Here is a 23,758-nt window from a genome sequence, read left to right as displayed (position 1 = left end):
TTCAATACCATATTGTGTATGTATATAATTTTACAAGCGATTTCGAGGAATATTTAGAATTCATTGTTTGATAAATAGCGTTATTGTAATTATTTATATATACATAACATTACATCTACGAAACAACATCAAGACAAGGAGTGAACAATAAAAGTGAACAATCGTGAGAAATTACAGAAGTTTAGTATTCGTAAATACACAGTTGGTACATTTTCAACTGTAATCGCAACATTAGTATTTTTAGGATTTAACGCATCTAATGCACAAGCTGAAGAAACAAGTTCTAATGTGCAACCTAAAAATCAAACTTATCAGCATCAAGATGGACAACAGTCAAACACATCTGATTTAGCTAAACAAGAAACAAATACAATTTCACAGACAACCGATAAAGCAAATACTAATGTAGAAACTTCTATCGATAACTCAAGTCAAGAGTCTACAAAAGTAGCAAATTCAAAGAAATCTAATCAATCAGAACAAAATAGTTCTAAAGCACCGCTTCAAAATTCAGAAAATAATGTAAATAAGAATCAAGAAGTTACAAATTCATCTGATTTAGAGCAGGGTAACACATTACAAAATGAACAACTTAATCATGCTGAGAATAAATTAACTGCACATGTTGAAGATAGCTCACGTCAAATTGACCTAAATAATAACAATGACAATGCTCAACCTTCACAAATTGATAAAAATGCTTTACAAGCATTTTTTGATGCAAATTACCATGATTATCGCTTTGTTGATAGAGAAAAAGCTGATAAAAGGGCTTTCAATCAAATAAAAGCAGCATTCGATAAAATTAATTTATTATTAGGAAGTAATGATGCATTAGACAATAAAACATTGCAATTAGCATATAAAGAATTAGAACAAGCTGTTGCAACTATTAAAACTCTACCTAAAAGACAAGCTCAAGTACGACGTAATCACCGTATAGAAGAACGTGCAGTAGAAACAAAATCTGGCTCAGATTATCAAAATGCTAATTCTGCATATTATGTAACTAATAACAACGATGGCTCGGGGTATTCAGTAGGTACATACATAAGTGCATCAAATCGTGTACCACCTATCCATCTACCTAATCCAAGATGGAATACCTTACGTGCAGCTGATACAAAAGAAATTGCATTAGTTTATACAAAACAAGTAAAAGACGGTTATGAATGGACTATTAAGTTCAATAAAAGTCATTGGAATCACGAACATATGGTATTTTGGTTTGGTTTACCTGAAGGACAAACTCCAGTCGGGCGAACAATTTTTAGTATTTTAAACAAAGAAGGCACACATTCTTTCAGTAGTTTTGAAGATAAGTCTCTCTCAGAATTTTGGAAAAATACCAGATCGCTTGACAATGGAGCAGCCGATAGTTTTGTTCAAGGCCCAATCCAAAACCATACATTTTATGATGACCCAACTTTTCAAATAAGAAGTTTTACTGATTTTTCTAGAGCAGGTGATTACTTTAATCAGAATGGGGCAAGCGAAACCGCTAAAAACTTTGGGTTAGAAAACTTTAAATTATTAAATAAAGAAAAGCCAAGTGAAATACCCGGGTTAGATAAAATATATGCTTTTATTGGACATGGTGAAAATAGTTATACTATCCAATTTAAAACAACAGGCCCAACAGCAGATAGACTTTATTATGCAGCAGGGGGACGTGCATATGAATACAACCAACTGTTTATGTACAACCAATTATATGTTGAACCAAGATCTGAATTAACAAAACGTACAGAATCCCTATACCAAACTATCAATCGTACTTATCATTTAGGCAACACAGTAACTGCATATGATCCAGATAGAAGAATGGATGTAACGAGATACGTTTTAGATGGTACAAAAAATAGTAATGATTTTGTTACTGATCCACTTAGTTATGTAGCTTCACCGAACAATCGTGTTTTAGGGTTTTTCCCAGCAGGTGTCGATTATAGTCATAAAAGAACACCAGGCTCTATATCACCATTAAATTCATTCCAAGTACATCAAATGTTTAACGATAGTACACTAGAAGAAGCTGCAAGAACTGGTAGACCTATTAAATTTATGATTGGTTTTGATATTCAAGATGGAGCTGGAAATGAAGAAACAATTGTACCTGCCCAATTAACTGTCAAACCCGCTGTTCGTAATATTATCAATTTCTTTACAAATGATGAAACTTTAGACAGAGGAGAACAACCTATATCTAAAGCAGCTAATCACCCAGTATTTGCAGTAAATCCTGGTGAAATGCAAAATAGTACTTCACAAGTAGGAAATAAAACTGTACATAATCAACCATTACGAATTAATTTGGTTAGTAATGAACCTTTTACTGATAATGATTGGACTATAAGCGGTTTCCCAAGTACACTTAGAATTGAAAATTCTGTAGATCGTGTGAATACAAATTATGAAAAGAATATTGAATTAGTTGGAACGCTTGCACCTGGTGATTATTTTGGAACAGTTAGATTTGGTAAAAAAGAACAAACTTTTGAAATAAGAGTAAAACCAGAGCCACCTCATATCGATACAACAGCTGAGGAATTGCGTGGTAAAGGTGGCACAAAACAAGATATAGTAGTCTCAAACGTACCACTAGATCCTAAAGCAATTGTATATTTAATCAATACTGGACCGTTAGGACGTAATGGTACAAATGATCCAAATACTGTTCCTATTAATTATAATATTTTGGCAACAGGTAATGCTGACGGAGAACATAGTACTATAACTATTTCCAAAGATAGTTACAATATACTACCTTTACCAAAAAGCGGTAATATTAAAGCAATAGTTTTTTATAATAAAAATGTTCAATCTAATTGGGGCAATGAAGTAGAAATATTACCAGATGTTACATCACCAACAATTAGTAACCCAATAAATAAGGAAAATAAATATTATAGAGGAGATAATGTTAGTTTTACTGTGAATGTGTCAGATGAACAATATGGTTCTGGTCTTAAAAGTACTAATATTACAAATTTACCTAGTGGATGGACATCTAACTTTGTTAAAAATTCAGATGGACGAACAGGAGTTTTAAGTATATCAGGTACTATACCTAATAATCAGGCTTTTAATAGTCACATCACTTTTACGATTACAGCAACTGATAACGCAAACAACATAAGCCAAGGTAAGCAAATATCAATAGATGTTGGAGAAATGAGTCAAGATTTTCAACCTATAGGTCTAGATAATGCTGAAAAGATAAAAGTATCAGATCCAAGATCGGTAACAGATCTTGAAAATATACTTAAAATATTACAAGCGCTTCGAAGCAAAAATGCAACTATAATAGATAAATTAGCTCAAAGAAATCAGATTGTTGTTAATTCAAATGGTTCTGCTAGATTTACTTATTTAGATGGGTCTACAGATAACATGCCTGCTTCAGATATAATCACTTACAATCCTATTAGAAATACAGCATTTGCTAGTGGAGATAATTTAAAACAAGCTACAATTGTTATCGCTAAAGGGCAATCATATAATATTGGTGATTTAAAACAATATTTTGCGCTAGAAGATGGATCTGCGTTACCAAATGATTCATTTTACAATATTTCAGGGGATAATACATTACCTACTGCATCACAAATTTCACGTCTTGATGCAGGAACATATGACTATCAAGTTCTAGCTGCTAATGCGTATCATCAAACTCAAGCACCGTTAACTTTAACTTTAAAAGTTATAGATGTTCAACAACCAACAGATGATCAAAGGGTATATAGAGTATCAAATTATCAATTAACTGATGAAGAAGTTACTCGCGTTAAACAAGCGTTTATTAATGCTAATAGTCAAGTACTTCCATTAACAGAAAATGACATCACTGTAAATAACCCTGATGCTAGACAAGGTGTAAGTACTGTAACTGTGACAGTATCTAAAGATAGATTAGTTAAGACATTTACATCTAATTTGAATAATATGTCATTCCTTCGTTGGGTTGACTTTCCAAATGATTACCAAGTCAGTTGGACTAATCCTAAGATAGCAAATAGACCAACTGATGGGGGACTTGAATGGACACCTGATCATAAATCTTTAATTTATAGATATGACGCTACTTTAGGCCAAGATTTTAATACAAATGAAGTATTAAACTTATTAGTTGCTAATACTAATATTCCAGGTTTAAGAACTAACATTGTCGGTACTGAAAAAGAAGCTGCAGAAGCTGGTAGAAGAGCATCTAATACAACAGGATACTCTTTATCTACACCAAAGACAGATGGTCAAAGTTTATATACACTCGATGGCCAAGTTATTCAAGTACTTGATATTGTAACAACTAATACCGGTATCGGTGGACAAACAATTACTTATTCTAATTTGAGTAACAATAGTCAAAATTCAACATTAGTGAATGTAGACAAACCAGCTATTAATGGTGCAGGTGCATTTACTATTGATAAAGTTATTAAAAACAATACAATTAGCAATGCACATCATTCGATTTATCGAGCTCAATTATATTTATCACCTACAGGTCCTAAACCTTATATTGAATATTTACGTTCAAACATGGATCGTACAACTGACACTATTAATGTGTACTTTGTTCCAAGTGATAAAGTTAATCCAACGATTTCAGTTGAAAATTCAAATAATCAGCAAGTTTATTCTGGGGAAACATATACAAATCATATTACTGCTAATGATAATTATGCATTGCAAGATGTTACAGTTGCACCTACCTCGCAATTAACGGGGAATGTATCAAATAATAATCAACAAGCGTCGTTTACAATACCGAATGTAACTAGTTCAACATCTAAAGCAATTAACTTAATTGCAACAGACACAAGCGGTAATAGTACTGAACATTCATTCAATATAGCAATCAAACCATTAAAAGATAAATATCGTGTTTCAACAACTTCTACAGCTCAAAATCCAGTCAGAATCGCTAATATTAGCAATAATGCGAGTATTTCACAAGAGGACCAAGAAGCTATTACAAACTCAGTTACTTTGACAGAAATAGTACCTAATAGAAGTTATGCCACAGCATCAACAAATGAAGTTCAAAGTAAAACTGTAAGTAATGTTCGTAGACGCGGTAATAATGCTGATGTAACTGTTACAGTAACTTATACAGATGGAACTTCATCAACTGTAACCGTATCAGTTAAGCACATTCTTTATAATGTGATTGCTTCACCAAAATTTACAATACAAGGTCAAAATTTTGTTAGTGGTAAAGGATCAGCTCCAAGTGATTTCTTCACATTAGATAATGGAGACCCTGTACCTGATGCGACAATCACATGGTTACCAAATAACACACCTAATAAAAATAATGCTCAAATAGGTGAAAGCATCACAGTTAGAGCTAATATTTTATTTGATGGTGAAACTTCACCAATTGAAAAAGAATCATCGTATATGGTTGTAAAGACTGTGCCTAAACAAGTATTTGTTGCACCTAAATTGGGAACATTCCCTGATATTACTGACGTCAACAACCCTAAAGAATTTTTAAAACCTATTAATAACTCATGGTCTAACCAACCTGAAAATATGAGATTTGAGTTTATTGGCAATAATGGCTTAGGACCAAATACACGTCAAATAGGATTCCAAACTAGACTAGTACGTGTAACTTATGCTAATGGTCAAACTGAAAATGTTAGATTCTTATCTAAAGTACGTCCAGACCCACCAATTATTGATGCAAATTCTGTAAGTTACAAAGCTGGATTAACAAATCAAGAGGTTAAGTTATCTAATGTATTACCAAATTCAACAGTCCAATTATTTAAAGCAGATGGCACACCATTAACAATTACAAACCCACAATTTGGCGACAATCGTACACTAGTCGTTACTGTCTCTGATGCATTACCTGATGGTGATATTAAAGCTACTGCAACGTTGTCAGAAGGTAATCTTTCTTACACATCTATAAATGATCGTGGCCAAGTTACAAATGAAAGACACTCTGAAACTGTAGATTCGTTAGATAGTGATAGTGTTCGAGTAACACCACAGTTACAAGCTATTGACGAAGGAGCAGTATTAGTTAAAGGTGGAAATAACTTTGATTTTGATCATGCAGAACGTTTTATTAAGAATGTACCAAGTGGCGCAACAGCTACATGGCAAGATAATCCTGATAATTGGAAAAATAATGTAGGCTCATTTACTAAAACAGTTACAGTCACATTACCAAACGATCAAGGCACTAGAACTGTTGATATACCAGTCAAAATTTATCCATCAGCAGTCGCAATTAGTCCTGCTCGTGATAAAAAGGGTACAAATCTTACTCACGGCACTCAAGCTATTAATTATATAATTTTTGAACCAAATCAAAATACAACAGGAATTACTGCTGAATGGGCTAATAATTCTGCACCAACTTCTAATACTGCAGGCGTACAAAACTTAACAATTAACGTAAATTATCCTGGTATACCTACACCAGTGCAAGTACCTGTAAAAGTGTATGTATATCAATTTGATTTCCCTCAAAGTGAATATACAACAACAATAGGTACAACATTTGCGTCAGGCATTGATGCTTCTCAATATGCTCATAATGAAAATGGTGATGGCCTACCTACTGACGGGTTCACATATCGTTGGAACAAAACTGCAACTGGTACTAATAATGCAAGCTGGTCAGCTATGAACAAACCAAATGCAGCTAAAGTAGTAAATGCTACATATGATGTTTTATACAATGGTCGAACATTTGCGACATCTCAACCAGCTAAATTTATTGTTAAAAATGTTCAACCAACTAAACCAACTATCAGTGAAACAGCTCAGGGTGTATTAACAATTGCACCAGGTAATGATCAACGTATTAATACAAGTTCTGGTAATGTTACAACTTATGCCGATAGATTAGTAATTAAACGTAATGGAAATGTAATTACTTCATTTAATAGAAATAATAATAGAAGCCCTTGGACTAAGGAGCAAACTGCTCATACTGTAGCAGGACTCGTAGGTACTGGTAATGGAATTACCGTTGCAGCAGGAACATTTAACCCAGCTGATACAATTCAAGTTATCGCAACTCAAGGTAGTGGAGAATTAACTAGTGCTGAACAACCAAGTGATGAATTCACAGTTATAGCACCACAACCGAATCAAGTTTTATCTACTGCATGGGACAATGGTCAATTAGACATTACACCTAATAACCCAACAGGCAATTTAGTTAACCCAACAAATGCTGTTGATATTACTTACACTGAAAAACTTGCTAATGGTACTGAACAAAATAAAACATTACATGTTGTTAAAGGGGCAAACGGCAAGTGGTCTATAGCTGGTCAACCAAGTTACATTACATTAGACAGTACAACTGGTAAAGTAACGTTTAATGCTAATACAATTAAGCCAAATTCAGAAGTAACAGCAGTTGCTAAAGCAGGTTCTGGTAATGCAGCAAGTTCTAATTCTAGAACATTACCATCACCAACAGAGCACACAGTAACAACGGATCAAATTATTAAAGAATTCGGCGACAATGTTACTGCAGAAGAAATCAACAATGCTGTACATGTTAATAACAAACAAAATGCTGCTATCAAACAAGGTACAAATATGCCTACAAACTTAGATGGCGGTAGCACAACAACAATTCCTGTCATCATTACTTATAACGATGGTAGTACTGAAGAAGTTACAGAAACAATCTTTACGAAATCAGATAAGCGTGAGTTAATTGCCGCTAATACACATTTAGATGATGCAATTAGTACTGACGGTAAAACACCATCAAGTATTAATCAATATAACCAAGCAATGACAGCTGCCGAGCAACAAATCAATGCTGCTAAAGCTGAAGCAAATCAAGTCATTCAAGATCAATTTGCGTCACCTCAACAAGTTAGTGCTGCTTTAACAAAAGTACAAGCAGCTCAAACGAAAATTGATCAAGCAAAAGCATTATTACAAGATAAAGCTGATAATAGTGAACTAGTAACAGCGAAAAACAACTTACAAGCAGCTGTTGATCAAGTACCTTCAACAGACGGTATGACTCAACAAAGTATTGATAATTACAATACGAAACAACAAGTGGCTCAAGTAACTATTACTAATGCACAACAAGTGATTGATAATGGTGATGCGACTGAACAAGAAATTGCTGATGAAAAAGCAAGCGTAGAACTTGCATTAACTGAACTTAACGAAGCAAAAGCTAATTTAACTGCTGATACTACTGCATTACAACAAGCAGTACAACAACTTGATAGAACTGGTTCAACTACTGATAAGAAACCAGCTAGTATTACAGCTTACAACCAAGCAATGCAAGCACTTAATAGTGATTTAACTAGTGCTCGTAACAATGCGAATGCCGTCATTAATAAACCAATTCGCACTGTACAAGAAGTACAAGATGCGATGACTGCAGTAAATAGAGTCAATGAACAAATCACTCAAGCTATCGATCAATTACAACCTTTAGCAGATAACAGTGAATTAAAAGCAACGAAAGCTAAACTTGATGAGGAAATAAATAAATCTGTATCAACAGATGGTATGACTCAAGAATCAATCAATGCTTACCAAACAGCTAAACAAACGGCTCAAGCTGAATCAAATAACGCACAACAAGTCATTGATAATGGAGATGCAACTGACCAAGACATCGCAGCTGAAAAAGCTAAAGTTGAAACTCAATACAATAACTTAAAACAAGCTATTACTAACTTAACGCCAGACCAAGCACCGTTAGAAGCAGCGAAAAATGATTTAGAAAATGATATTAACCGTTCGACAAGTACAACTGGTATGACTCAAGATACAGTGAATGCATTTAATACAAAACTTGCTGCAGCGAAAGAAAAACTAAATGCTATTACTCAAGTATTAAATGGCAGTCCTTCAGTAGCAGAAATCAATACAAATACAAGCCAAACTAACAGTGTTAAATCTGAATTAGATCAAGCAATAACAAATCTAACACCAGACAAAGCACCACTAGAAGCGGCTAAACAAGCGTTAGAGCAAAGTATTAATCAACCAACTGATACTGTTGGTATGACAACCGCTTCACTAAATGAATATAACCAAAAATTAGAAGCAGCACGTCAAACTTTAAATGCAGTGAATCAAGAACTTGCTGGCCAACCATCAGTTCAAACTATCAATGATAAAGTGACTCTAGCAACTAATGCTCAATCTGAGTTAGATCAAGCAAGAGCTGGTTTAACTTTAGATCGTCAACCAACTTTAGAAGCATTACAACATGCAACAAGTCTTAACCAAGCTCAAAAAGATAACTTTAGAGAGCAAATTAATGCTGCATCAAATCATGCTGGTCTTGAAACAATTAAAAATAGTATTAACTCATTAAATACTGCTATGACAGCATTACGAGACAGCATTAATGATAATGATTCAATCAAAACTGGTATTAACTATACTGAGGCAACATCTTCTAACAGAACAAATTATGATAATGCAGTAAACGCAGCTAAAGGCATCATTGGAGAACAAAATAGTCCAACAATGTCTCCTGACGCTATTAATCAAAAAGCAAATACTGTTAAATCAACTAAAGCTGCCTTAGATGGAGAGCAAAACTTACAACGTGCTAAACAAGAAGCGATTGATACAATTACTAACGCTAATGACTTAAATCAAGCGCAAAAGAACGCTTTAACACAACAAGTAACGCAAGCTCAAAATGTACTAGCAGCGAATGATATTAAACAAAATGCAATTGCTTTAGATACAGCTATGGCCAATTTAAAACAAGGTGTCGCTAACCACGCTCAATTAGTTCAAGACGACAACTATGTCAATGCAGATACTAATAAGAAGAATGATTATGATACTGCTTATAACCAAGCTAACGAAATCATTAATGGCAACGCTCAAAATCCAACGTTAATACCTAATGATGTAACTAACGCATTACAACAAGTGTCTCAGGCTGAAACTGCATTAAATGGTTCTGATAACCTTAACAATGCGAAACAAGAAGCTCAAACAGCACTCGATCAATTAACGCATTTAAATGATGCTCAACGTCAACAGTTACAAACACAAATCAATGATGCCCATCAAGTTGATACTGTTAATGCAGTGAAACAACTTGCATCTAATTTAGATATGGCAATGAGTAACTTACAACAAGCTATTGCGAATAACGATGCGGTGAAACGTGGCGAAGATTACTTAGATGCAGATACTGAAAAGCAAAATAACTACAATCAAGCAGTATCAACTGCTAAACAAATCATTAATGAAACAACTCAACCAACAATGACTGTTGATGCAATTAAACAAGCAATAAACCAAGTTACATCAACAGAATCTGCATTAAACGGTGAAGAAAAGCTTGAACAAGCAAAACAACAAGCAAACAATGAGTTGAATACACTATCTCATTTAAATAATGCTCAAAAAGCAGACATCACTTCTAAAATTAATGATGCAACTAATATTGCTAACGTTAATTCAGTGAAACAATCTGCCAACGATTTAAATACTGCAATGGGTAACTTACAAGATGCTATTAGCAACGAAAATGACACATTAAATAGTCAAAATTATCGAGACGCATCATCTGATAAACAAACTAATTACACATCAGCAGTTAATGAAGCTAAAGCAATCCTAGCTCAAAACGGTCCTAATAAAACTCAAGACCAAGTTAATGCAGCTATTGCTAAAGTGAATACAGCTAAGAGCGAATTAAACGGTAACCGTAATTTAGAACAAGCACAACAAACTGCTAAACAAGCATTATCACAATTAACTCATTTAACTGATGCTCAAAAAGATCATTTAACAACTCAAATTAATAACAGTACAACAGTGGCAGATGTTCAAAGTATCCAAGGTAATGCGAATACGTTAGACCACGCGATGGATACATTAAGACAAAGCATTGCTGACCAAAATACTGTAAGAAATAGTGAAGATTATAACGATGCATCACCTGATAATCAAAATTCATATAATAACGCAGTAACTTCAGCTGAAGACATCATCAATGCTTCAACTAAACCAGAGATGAGTGCTGATACAATTAATGCGAAAGCTCAACAAGTGCTTCATGCTAAAGGCGATTTAAACGGTGACGAAAACTTATCAGCTGCTAAACAAAATGCACAACAGTATTTAGATACGTTATCTCATATTACTAACCAACAAAAAGATAACTTAAATACTCAAATCACTAATGCTCAAAATATTAGCCAAGTTGAACAAGCAAAACAAGTTGCTCAAAGTTTAGACACTACAATGAATAACTTACAAGATGCTGTTAATAATGAAAATCAAGTAAAAGCAACAGAAAATTACACTGATGCAGATACTAATAAACAAACAGCATACGATGAAGCGATTGCAGCTGCCAAAGCGATTTTAAATAAAGATGCAGGTCCTAACACACCACAAAATGATGTAGAAACAGCATTACAAAGAATTACTAATGCACAAAATGAATTGAATGGTGATCATAAAATTAATGATGCTAAAACAGCAGCTATTCAACATTTAGGTACATTAAATCATTTAACTACTGCTCAACATAACGCATTAGAAAATGATATCAACCAAGCAACTAATCTTGCTGGCGTTGAACAAGTAAAACTAAATGCTGATGCATTAAATACATCAATGGGACAATTACAAACACTAGTTGATAATAAAAATAATATTCAAAATAGCCAAAACTATTTAGACGCAGATTCACAAAATCAATCAAATTATGATATGTATCTTGTAACTGCTGAAGCAACTGTAAACAAAGCGACTGGACCAAATACATCTAAATCAGATGTAGATACTTTAGTTAACCAAATTACTCAAGCACAACAAGCATTAAACGGTCAACAAAACTTAGATCAAGCTAAACAAAGTGCAATCAATACAATTGATCAAAGCACTAACTTAAATACTGGTCAAAAAGACGCTTTAAAAGCTCAAGTTACTAGTGGTAATCGTGTTGCAGATGTAAATGGCGTTAACCAAGTTAAAACAACTGCTCAGAACTTAAATTCAGCTATGCAACAATTACAACAAGCTATCGCGAATAAAGATGAAACTTTAAACAATCAAAACTACTTAGATGCTAATACAGATAAGAAAAATGCATATACTGGAGCAGTAGCAAATGCCGAAAGTATTTTAGACAAAACGAGTGGCACAAATGCTGATCAAAACGCAGTTGAACAAGCAATTCAAAACGTTACTCAAACTGCTAGTGAATTAAATGGGATTCAAAACTTACAAATAGCTAAAAATGATGCAACACAAGCAATTGAAAACTTAGCACATTTGAATACACCACAGAAAAATGCACTAAAAGAGCAAGTTAACCAAGCTCAAAATGTAGTAGCTGTTACTGACCTTCAAAATAATGCTAATGCATTAGACACTGCAATGGATCAATTACAACAAGCTGTAGCTGACCATAATACAATTGTTACTGATGGTAATTACACTAATGCAAGTGCTGAGAAACAAGGTAAATATACTGATGCTTACCAACACGCACAAAACTTAATTAACGGTTCGCCAGATGTTGTTACAAATCCAGCAGACATCAATACTGCTACACAAAATGTAATCAGTGCTGAAAATGAATTAAATGGTAATACAAATCTTACAAATGCGAAACAAGAAGCAACAGAAGCACTAAGTCATTTAACAGATCTCACTGATGCACAATGTCAAAGTATTACAAACCAAATTAACAGTGCTACACAACTTGATGAAGTTGCTAATATCAAGTCAAATGCAAATGCACTTAACAATGCGATGACTGATTTAAGACAAGAAATAAGCCATCAACAAGCAGTTAAAACAAGTCAACCATTTGTCGATGCTGATAACGATAGACAAACAGCCTACAACGATGCGATTAATCATGCTGAAAGTATTGTTAGTGAAACTACTCAACCAGAACTTAATCCTTCAAACGTTTCACAAGCTATGCAACAAATTAAAACAGCAGAAACTGATTTAAATGGTGCCGCTAACTTAACACGTGCTAAAGAAAATGCATTACAAGATTTAAATCAACTGACTCATTTAAATCAAGCACAACGTACTGACTTTACTAACCAAATAAATGATGCTGCAAATATTGCAACAGTAACTCAAGTTACTTCTATTGCTTCATCACTTGATCAAGCAATGGGGCAATTAATTGATGCTGTTAATGAGCAAACTGATGTTAAACAAAGCATCAATTACACTGATGCTGAACCAGCTAAACAACAGGATTATATTAACGCAATAACAAGTGCTGAAAGCATCACGAACCCAACAACTGGTTCTAATGCAAACCAAACTCAAGTTGAAACAGCACTGTCAGCAATTAATACTGCTAAACAAGCGTTAAACGGTACGCAAAAAGTCAATGAAGCTAAAAATAATGCATCTCAAGAATTAAATGGTTTAGATAATTTAAATAATGCTCAAAGAGAAAATGTAGCTCAAAAAATTAATCAAGCTCAAACAGTTGCTGAAGTAGAGAAAATTAAAAAAGATGCTCGAGATTTAAACACAGCTATGACTAAATTAAAAGAAAGCTTGGCTGACAAAGACAATACGTTAGATAGTCAAAATTATTTAGATGCTGATAATAATAAGAAAACTGATTATACAAATGCAGTGACAAATGCTGAAAATATTTTAAACCCTACACAAGGTACAAATCTAACTAAAGAACAAGTTGAAGCTGCAACTAACCAAGTTAATTCAGCTAAGAATGATTTAAATGGTACTCAAAACTTAAATAACGCTAAACAACAAGCTACAACAAATATCGATGGATTAACTAATGTTACTGATGCTCAAAAAGAAGCACTTAAACAATTAGTTGGAAATTCATCGAATGTAGCAGAAGTTCAAGCTAATTTACAAAAAGCTCAAGACGTTGACCAAGCGATGAATCATTTAAAACAAAGTATTGCAGATAATACAGCAACTAAGAATGATCAAAACTACTTAGATGCGTCACCAAATAAACAAGAGGCATATAACAATGCAGTTGATAGTGCAAAAGATATTATTGATAACACTTCTAATCCATCATTAGATCCGACTGTTATTAATCAAGCCACAACTAACGTGACAAACGCTAAAAATGAATTGAATGGTAATGATAATCTGAACCAAGCAAAACAAGAGGCTAATCAAACAGTAGGTGGACTTGATAACTTAAATAATGCACAACAACATGCTTTAAATGAGCAAATTAGTCATGCAACATCAGTTGATGAAGTAAATCAAATTAAAAACAATGCTCAAAATCTAAACAATGCTATGGCTGGTTTAAAACAAGCAATTGCCGATAAAGATTTAACAACATCAAAAGTTAACTTCACTGATGCTGATCCTGAAAAGCAAGCTGCTTACAATCAAGCTATTACAAATGCTGAAAATATATTAGATAAAGCTAGTGGCAGTAACGTATCTCAAACTGAAGTTGAACAAGCAATTCAACAAGTCAACAATGCTAAACAAGCATTAAACGGTGATGCAAACGTTCAACAAGCTAAAGACGAAGCAACTGAACTCATCAATAATGCGAGTGACTTAAACCAAGCTCAAAAAGATGTATTAAAAGGTCAAGTGAATAATGATACAACTGTTGCTGAAACAAATGGTATTAAACAAACTGCTCAAGACTTAAATAATGCAATGACACAATTGAAACAAAGTATTGCAGATAAAGATCAAACTAAAGCTGATGGTAACTTTACAAATGCTGATACTGATAAACAAACTGCATACAACAATGCTGTCACTCAAGCTCAACAGTTAATTGACGGAGCTCCAAATGTAGTTGTAACACCAAGTGAAATTACTGATGCGCTTAACCATGTTAATCAAACTAAAGACGAATTAAACGGTAATACAAACTTAGCTAATGCTAAACAAACAGTTACAAATGCAATTGATCAATTACCAAACTTAAATCAAGCTCAACGTGATGAATATAATAAACAAATCACACAAGCTACAGCAGTTCCAGATGTAAATGCGATTCAAACAGCTGCTGAAAAGCTTAACGAAGCTATGACAAACTTGAAACAAGGTATCGCTAACAAAGACGATATTTTAGCAGGCGAAGACTATCACGATGCCGATCAAGATAAACAAGCAGCATTTAACGATGCTATCTCTGCTGCACAGGATTTATTAAATCAAACAGCTAGTCCAACAATGGATCCAACTCAAGTGACTAACGCTTTAACGAAAGTTCAAGAAACGACTCAAGCATTAAATGGTAATGAAAAACTTGAAACTGAAAAGCAAAATGCAAAAGCAACAATAACTACACTTGATCATTTAAATAGTGCACAACAACATGCTCTAACTGATCAAATTGATCAAGCACCAGATATCGAACATGTTAACCAAATCAAACAAGTAGCGGAAAACTTAAATAATGCTATGACAGCCTTATCTAATGGATTACAAGATAAGACAGAAATATTAGGCAACATCAATTACACAGATGCTGATCAAGATAAGGAAGATGCATATAATGCTGCTATTGCACATGCTGAAAATATCTTAGATAAAGCTAATGGTGGCAATGTACCTCAAACTGAAGTTGAACAAGCATTACAACAATTAACTGATGCGAAACAAGCATTAAATGGTAATAACAATGTTCAAAATGCCAAAAATGAAGCAATTCAAGCTATTGAAAATGCAAGTGAGTTAAACCAAGCTCAAAAAGAAGCGTTAAAACAACAAGTAGATTTAGCTACTACAGTTGATAAAGTCAATGGTATTAAACAAACAACGCAAGATTTAAATCAAGCAATGGCTGATTTAAAACAAGGTATTGCAAATCATGACCAAGTGATTACAAATGGTAATTACTTAAATGCAGATCAAGATAAACAATCAGCATATTCTGATGCAGTAAATCATGCTCAACAAATTATTAATGGAACTCCAAATGCTATAGTTAATCCACAAGAAGTAACTCAAGCATTACAACAAGTGACTCAAACTAAAGGCGAATTAAATGGGGATCAAAATCTTCAAACCGCACAACAAAATGCGACAACAATAATTGATCAATTACCTAATTTAAATACACCTCAAAAAGAGGCGCTTAAACAACAAGTAACTCAAGCAGGTTTAGTTCCAGATGTTGATCGTGTAAAACAAACTGCTAATGATTTAAATACTGCAATGGGTAACTTGAAACAACAACTTCAAGCTAATAGTCAAGTGCCGCAATCAATTGATTACACTCAAGCAGATAACAGTAAGCAAGTTGCTTATGACAACGCTACAAATCATGCTCAACAAATCGTAGATGGCACACCAACACCTGTATTAAACGTTGATGAAGTTAATCAAGCACTAACAAATGTTAATCAAACTAAAGATGACCTTAATGGTAATGAAAACTTAGATCAAGCTAAACAAGAAGCAACAACTCAGCTTGGTGCTTTACAAGATTTAAATCAACCACAACATGATGCACTTACTGAACAAATTAACCAAGCACAATCTATTGATGCTGTTAACCAAATTAAACAAACTGCACAAGAAGTTAACAATGCAATGAATCAATTAAAACAAAGCATTGCTAATAAAGATCAAGTATTAGGTAGTGAAAATTATCACGATGCTGATGCAGACAAACAAACAGCATACACGAATGCAGTGAACCAAGCAGAAACTATTATTAATCAAACATCTAATCCAACGTTAATTGCTAGTGACATCGAGAACACGATAAACCAAGTTAATAACGCACATAACGAGTTAAACGGTGATGCAAAACTTGCTACTGAAAAGCAAAATGGCAATACAGAAATTAATGCAATGTCTCATTTAAACGATGCTCAAAAACAAGCACTCACAACTCAAATTGAACAAGCACCAGATATTGCAACAGTAAATCAAGTTAAGCAAACTGCTCAAAACCTTGATCAAGCAATGAATCAATTAGCTCAATCAATTAATGACAATGCACAAACATTAACTGATGGTAATTATTTAAATGCTGATCAACAAAATCAAGAAGCGTATAACCAAGCAGTTGCTAATGCTGAAAATGTATTAAATCAACATGCTGGCACAAATGAAATTCAAGATGCAGTTGAACGTTTAACAAATACAGTTAATAATGCGAAACAAGCGTTGAATGGTAATACAAACTTAGCTCAAGCTCAACAAGAAGCTACTCAGTTTGTTAATCAATTACAACATCTTAACGATGCTCAAAAGCAAAATTACAATACTCAAATTAACCAAGCACCATTAGTTACAGATGTTTTAACAATAAAACAAAACGCTCAAGCGCTTGACCAAGCTATGGAACAATTGAGAAATAGTATTGCAGATAACCAAGACACATTAGCTTCTGAAGACTATCATGATGCGACAAATGAACGTCAAAATGACTATAACAATGCAGTAAATGCAGCAAATAATATCATTAACGAAGCTACTTCACCAATCATGGATTCAAATGATATCAATTCAGCTACATCTCAAGTGAACACAACTAAAGTAGCACTTGATGGTGATGAAAATCTTGCAAATACTAAACAACAAGCTACTGAAACGCTTAGACAATTGAGCCATTTAAATCAAGCTCAAGTCCAATCTTTAGAAGCTCAAATTACTCAATCGTCAGACATAGCTACAGTGAATCAACACTTACAAACTGCACAAGATTTAAACAGTGCAATGGGTAATTTAATTCAAGCTATTGCTAACCATAATGACATTGAACAACAAGGTAACTTTACAAATGCGGATAATGATAAACAGACAGCATACACTGATGCAATTGCGAATGCAGAAAGTATCATTAACCCACAAACGGGTCAAAATGCATCACAAACAGAAGTAGAGCAAGCAATTACTCGTGTTCAAGATGCGTTACAAGCATTAAATGGTGATCAAAACTTACAAGATGCAAAAGTCAATGCTGAACAAGCAATTAATGCACTAGTTGATTTAAACGATCCACAAAAACAAGCTTTAATACAACAAGTGAATAGTGCGCCATTAGTGACTGATGTTCACCAAATTGAACAAAATGCTAATACACTAAATCAAGCTATGCATGGTTTACGAGAAAGCATACAAGATAACGCAACAGTCAAAACTAATAGTATTTACATTAATGAAGATCCAACAGAACAACAAAACTATGATCAAGCAGTTCAACATGCGCAATATATCATCAACGAACAAACTGCTACGTTAGATGAAAATACTATTAATCAAGCTACTGAAGCAGTTAACAATGCTAAGCAATCGTTACATGGTGATGTGAAATTACAAAACGACAAAGACCATGCTAAACAAATAGTTAGTCAGTTATCTCATTTAAATGATGCTCAAAAACATATGGAAGATGCATTAATAGATAGTGAAACTACAAGAACAGCTGTTAATAATGACTTAACAGAAGCACAAGCACTTGATCAATTAATGGATACGTTACGTCAAAGCATTGCTGACAAAAATGATATTCATGCAAACAGTCAATATATTAATGCTGAACCTAACAAACAACAAGATTATGACACTGCTTTACAAAATGCTGAAAATATCATTGCTGGAACTAATAACCCAACAATTAATAAAGGTGATGTATCTCAAGCAACTCAAGCTGTCGATAATGCGAAACAAGCATTAGACGGAGTTCAAAGATTAGAAGAAGATAAACAAAATGCAGGTACATCATTAAATCAATTTGATCATTTAACACCTGCTCAACAGCAAGCTATAGAAAATGCTATCAACAACGCTTCCACTCGTGATGAAGTTGCACAAAAACTTGAAGAAGCGCAAGCACTTAATAATGCAATGCAAGCTTTAAAAGATAGTATTCAAGATCATGCACAAGTTGAAGCGAGCAGTAAATTTATTAACGAAGATCCTACTCAAAAAGGTGCTTATACTGATGCAGTTAACCATGCTTTAGACATTATAAATAATGATTCAAATCCAATACTAGATAAGTCTGCGATTGAACAAGCAACTCAAGCAGTATATAATGCTAAAGATAATTTACACGGTGATCAAAAATTAGCTGATGATAAACAACATGCTAATGAAACTCTAAATCAATTAAATAATCTTAATACTGCTCAACGTGATACGCTACAAAATCAAATTAATGGTGCATCAACTAGAGATGAAGTTGCACAAATTATCAATAATGCTCAAGCACTTGATTTAGCAATGGAAAATCTAAAAGTAAGTATTAAAGACCAAGCTCAAACTGAAGCGAGTAGCAAATTTATTAATGAAGATCCTGCACAAAAAGACGCATATACACAAGCAGTACAACATGCTCAAGACTTGATTGACCAAACGTCTAATCCTACATTAGATATCACTCAAGTTGACCAACTAACTCAAGCAGTGAATAATGCCAAAGATAATTTACATGGTGACCAAAAACTTGAGCAAGCGAAACAACGAGCTTTAGAGAGCTTAAATAACTCAACTGATCTTAACCAACCACAACATCAAACGCTTGAAACACAAATCAATCAAGCAACAACTAGAGATGACATTAATCAAATCTTAGTAAATGCTGCTGACCTTAATACAGCAATAGGCAATTTAAAAGCAAGCATTAATGACCAAGCACAAGTTGAAGCAAGTAGTAAATTTATTAATGAAGATCCTGCACAAAAAGATGCATATACTGAAGCAGTAAATAATGCCAAAGATTTAATCAAGCAAACTTCAAATCCAACGATGGATACAAGCCAAATTGAACAAAAAATCCAAGACGTTATCAATGCTAAAGATAATCTTCATGGTGATCAAAAACTTGAACAAGACCAACAGCAAGCAACAACTACTGTTGATAGTTTAGATCATTTAAATCATGCGCAACAACAAGCTGCTAAAGATGCAATTGCTAGTGCTACAACTAGAACAGAAGTAGCACAATTAGTTCAAACAGCAACTCAACTTGATCAAGCGATGAAATCATTAAAAGATCAATTGAATCAAATTAATACTGATAAAACTGAGCCTAATTACACTGAAGCTTCAACAGATAAACAAGATGCATTAAATCAAGCAATAAGTAATGCTGAAAATATCGTTAACCCAGCACAAGGTACAAATGCTAATCAAACTGAAGTTGAACAAGCTTTAACACAACTTCAAGAAACTGCAAATGATTTAAATGGTAATCAACGTGTTGCTGATGCTAAAGCACAAGCTAAAACAGATATCGATCAATTAACACATCTTAATAACGAACAGCAAACTGCTATTAAACAAAATATTGATAACGCTACTCAACTTCAACCAATTGCTCAAATAGTTGAACAAGCAACTCAATTAAATACAGCAATGCAACAATTACAAGATGCAGTTAATGATCATACTAATGTTGAAAATTCAGTTGATTACAGCCAAGCAGATAACGATAAACAACAAGCATATCAACAAGCAATAACACATGCTCAACAATTACTTACAGAAAATGCATCGCAACAACAAGTTGAACAAGCTTATCAGGACATACAACAAACTAAACAAGCATTAAACGGTGATGAAAGAGTAGCTGAAGCGAAAACTCAAGCTAACCAAGCTATCGATCAACTCAATGCTATTAATGATTCACAACATCAATCTTTAGTTGAAAGAGTTAATCAATCAAATGACTTAAATGAAATTCAACAAATTGTTGATGAAGCTACATCATTAAATACAGTCATGAATCAACTTCAACAGACTATCAATGATAATGAAGCATCAACTAAAAATAGTGGTAATTACATTAACGCTGAAGCTCAATTGAAACGAGACTTCGACCAAGCAATTACTAACGCTCAAGATGCAGTTGATAAAGCAAATGGTCTAAACTTACCTAAAGAGCAAATTCAACAATTAATTGATGCTATTTCAACTACAAAAGATGCATTAAATGGTGATCAAAGACTTAATGATGCCAAAACTAAAGCGTTAGAAACATTAGACCAATTAACTAACATTAATAACGCTCAAAAGCAATTAGCTACATTACAAATCAATAATGCTGATACATTAAATAAAGTGACTCGAGCTATTAATAAAGCAACAGCAGTAGATCAAGCGATGAATGCTTTAAAACAATACGTTCAAAATAATGAACTACCAATAAAATCTAGCTCAAACTTTATTAATGCCGATGATGATTTAAAAGCCCAATTCAATAAAGCTATCTCTAATGCACAAAATGTATTAAATAAAGATAGTGGAAATGCATTAACAAATACTGAAGTGGGAGCATTAAAACAAGCTATCATAGATGCAGAAAATGCATTAAATGGTGATCTTAAAGTTTCAAATGCTAAATCAAAAGCTGATAAATTTATAGATAGTTTAGATCAACTTAACCAACCACAAAAAGTGGCAGCACATGAAGCAATCAAGAAAGCTAATGATTTAGATACTATAAATGACATTATCAATGATCAAATAGAATTAAATGATGCAATGGCTGAACTTAGAGATCTCGTTGAAAATACTATTCCAAACAGTGAAAATAGCATCGACTTCCAAAATGCCGATCAAAGTGCAAGAGATAATTTAAATGAAGTTAAATCAAATGCACAACAAATGCTAGATGGAAACAACAATAATGATACAGATGTTAACGATGTTCGTGGAATGATAGAATCAATTAAAGAAGCAATTAACCAATTAAATGGTGAAGAAAGATTACAAGAAGCGAAAAATGATGCCATCCAAGAAGTTAATAAAGCTTTAGCAGATAAATTGAAAGAAATTAATGCATCAAACGCTACTGAGCAAGATAAGACTGACGCTATTAATAAAGCCAAAGAACTTGCTAACCAAATTATTAATGATATTAATAATTCGACTAGTAACGATCAAGTCAATAAAGTTCAACAATCAGGCAACAAAGCAATCGATGAGATTCATGCAAATGAAATACCTAAAGCTAAAATAGATGCTAAAAATGATATTGAACAAAAAATCAATGACCTTATTACTAAGATTACAAATAACCCTGATTTAACTGATACAGAAAAACAACAGTTAATTAATCAATTGAATCAGTTAAAACAACAAAGTAATAATGATATTGATAATGCAACAACTAAAGAAGATATTGATCGAATTAAGCAAAAACTAGAAGATGCTGTTAATAATATTTCTAACTATGTCAAAGCTAAAGTTGATGCTAAAAACGAAATCAAAGATGCTGCTGCAGCTAAAATCAAAGAAATTGATAATAATCCTGATTTAACACCAGAACAAAAAGCTGCCGCTAAAGACGAAGTCAATCGCCTTAAAGAACAAGCATTGAAAGATATTGATAACGTGACAGACTTAAACGGTATTGATGAAGCTAAATCTAATGCGCAAGATACAATCAATCAATTTGATCCAAATCAATTTACGATTGATCAAGCCAAAGATAAAGCGAAACAAGCTATCGAAGAAGCAGCTAACAATAAACTTAAAGAAATTGATAATAACCCTGACTTAACGCCAGAACAAAAAGCTGCCGCTAAAAACGAAGTCAATCGCCTTAAAGAACAAGCGTTGAAAGATATCGATAATGCGAAAGACTTAACTGGCATTGATAAAGCGAAATCTCAAGCTCAAGATACAATCAACCAATTTGATCCAAATCAATTTACGATTGATCAAGCGAAAGACAAAGCGAAACAAGCTATCGAAGACGCAGCTAACAACAAACTTAAAGAAATTGATAATAATCCTGACTTAACGCCAGAACAAAAAGCTGCTGCTAAAGACGAAGTCAATCGCCTAAAAGATCAAGCGCTTAAAGATATTGATAATTCAAAATCACTTGAAGATATAACTAAACAACAACATAAGTTTATATCTCAGATTATTTCTGTAAATCCAATTAAAGATTTAGTGAAACGTAAAGACGATGCTATTAAAAATATCAATAAAATATCTACACAAAAAGCTAAAGACATAAGAAACAGTAGATTTGGTACTGCAAGTCAAAAACAAGATGCTTTAAATCGAATTAATAGCATAGTTAATGACACGATTAGAAGAATTAAAAATGCACACACACCACAAGAAGTGGATGATGCATTGAGAGATGGTATTAATCGTATCTTAGCTGTTCAAATCAATACAAATATTGGCAGAAACAGAAATCAATTCAACAATACTTTAAATAGACCTTTCGATTTAACTAGAGTAGTTAGAGCTAATCAAACTAATGCTACTACTATCTTCGGAAATGGAACTAAAGAAAAATTAAATGGCAGCGTCCCTAGCGATAAATCTAAACAAAGCAAAGATAAAAATAACAATCATCAAAATACACATAGTGTGACAGATTCAATTGCTAATGTACTTAAAAAGACACTAGGATTTGTAGGCATTTCTGGATTATTAGCTAGTTTCTGGTTTGTAATGGCAAAACGCCGTAGAAAAGAAGAAGAAGAGGAAATGTTGAATCATAAAGATACTATTAAAGATGATAAAAAACATTTATTGAGTGATAACGACCACGAACCATTGTTATTAGCTAAACAGAAAAAAGATGAAACAGAAACTAACAAACAAACTTCAAATTCTTCAAAAGAGAAAAAGCTAAAAGGTAATGATAAAGATGCGCCTATATTAATTGCTAAAAAGAAACAAAATCATAAAGATAATGAAAATAAAGCAAAAGGTAAATCAACATCTAATAACAAAAAAGTCACAAACTCAAAAAAGAAGAAAAAGAATAATAAAAAACCTTCAAAACGTAAAAAATAAAACTCAATAAATTTATCCTAATTCTTCA

At 33.2% G+C, this 23,758-nt stretch carries 1 protein-coding gene; it reads left to right on the top strand.

Going from position 1 to position 23,758, the window contains the following annotated elements; translation table 11 throughout:
* The first annotated feature begins 153 nt into the window (after positions 1-153).
* Positions 154-23,730, top strand: a complete 23,577-nt coding sequence (gene ebh / locus HMPREF3125_RS10460) for a hyperosmolarity resistance protein Ebh (protein ID WP_070453770.1) — start codon at positions 154-156, stop codon at positions 23,728-23,730.
* The last annotated feature ends 28 nt before the right edge of the window (positions 23,731-23,758 follow it).

Source organism: Staphylococcus sp. HMSC13A10 (genome assembly GCF_001808005.1).
In the GTDB taxonomy this organism is placed as follows: Bacteria; Bacillota; Bacilli; order Staphylococcales; family Staphylococcaceae; genus Staphylococcus; species Staphylococcus pasteuri.
The sequence above is the reverse complement of the archived record's forward strand: the minus strand, read 5'-3'. Positions and strand labels throughout refer to the sequence as shown.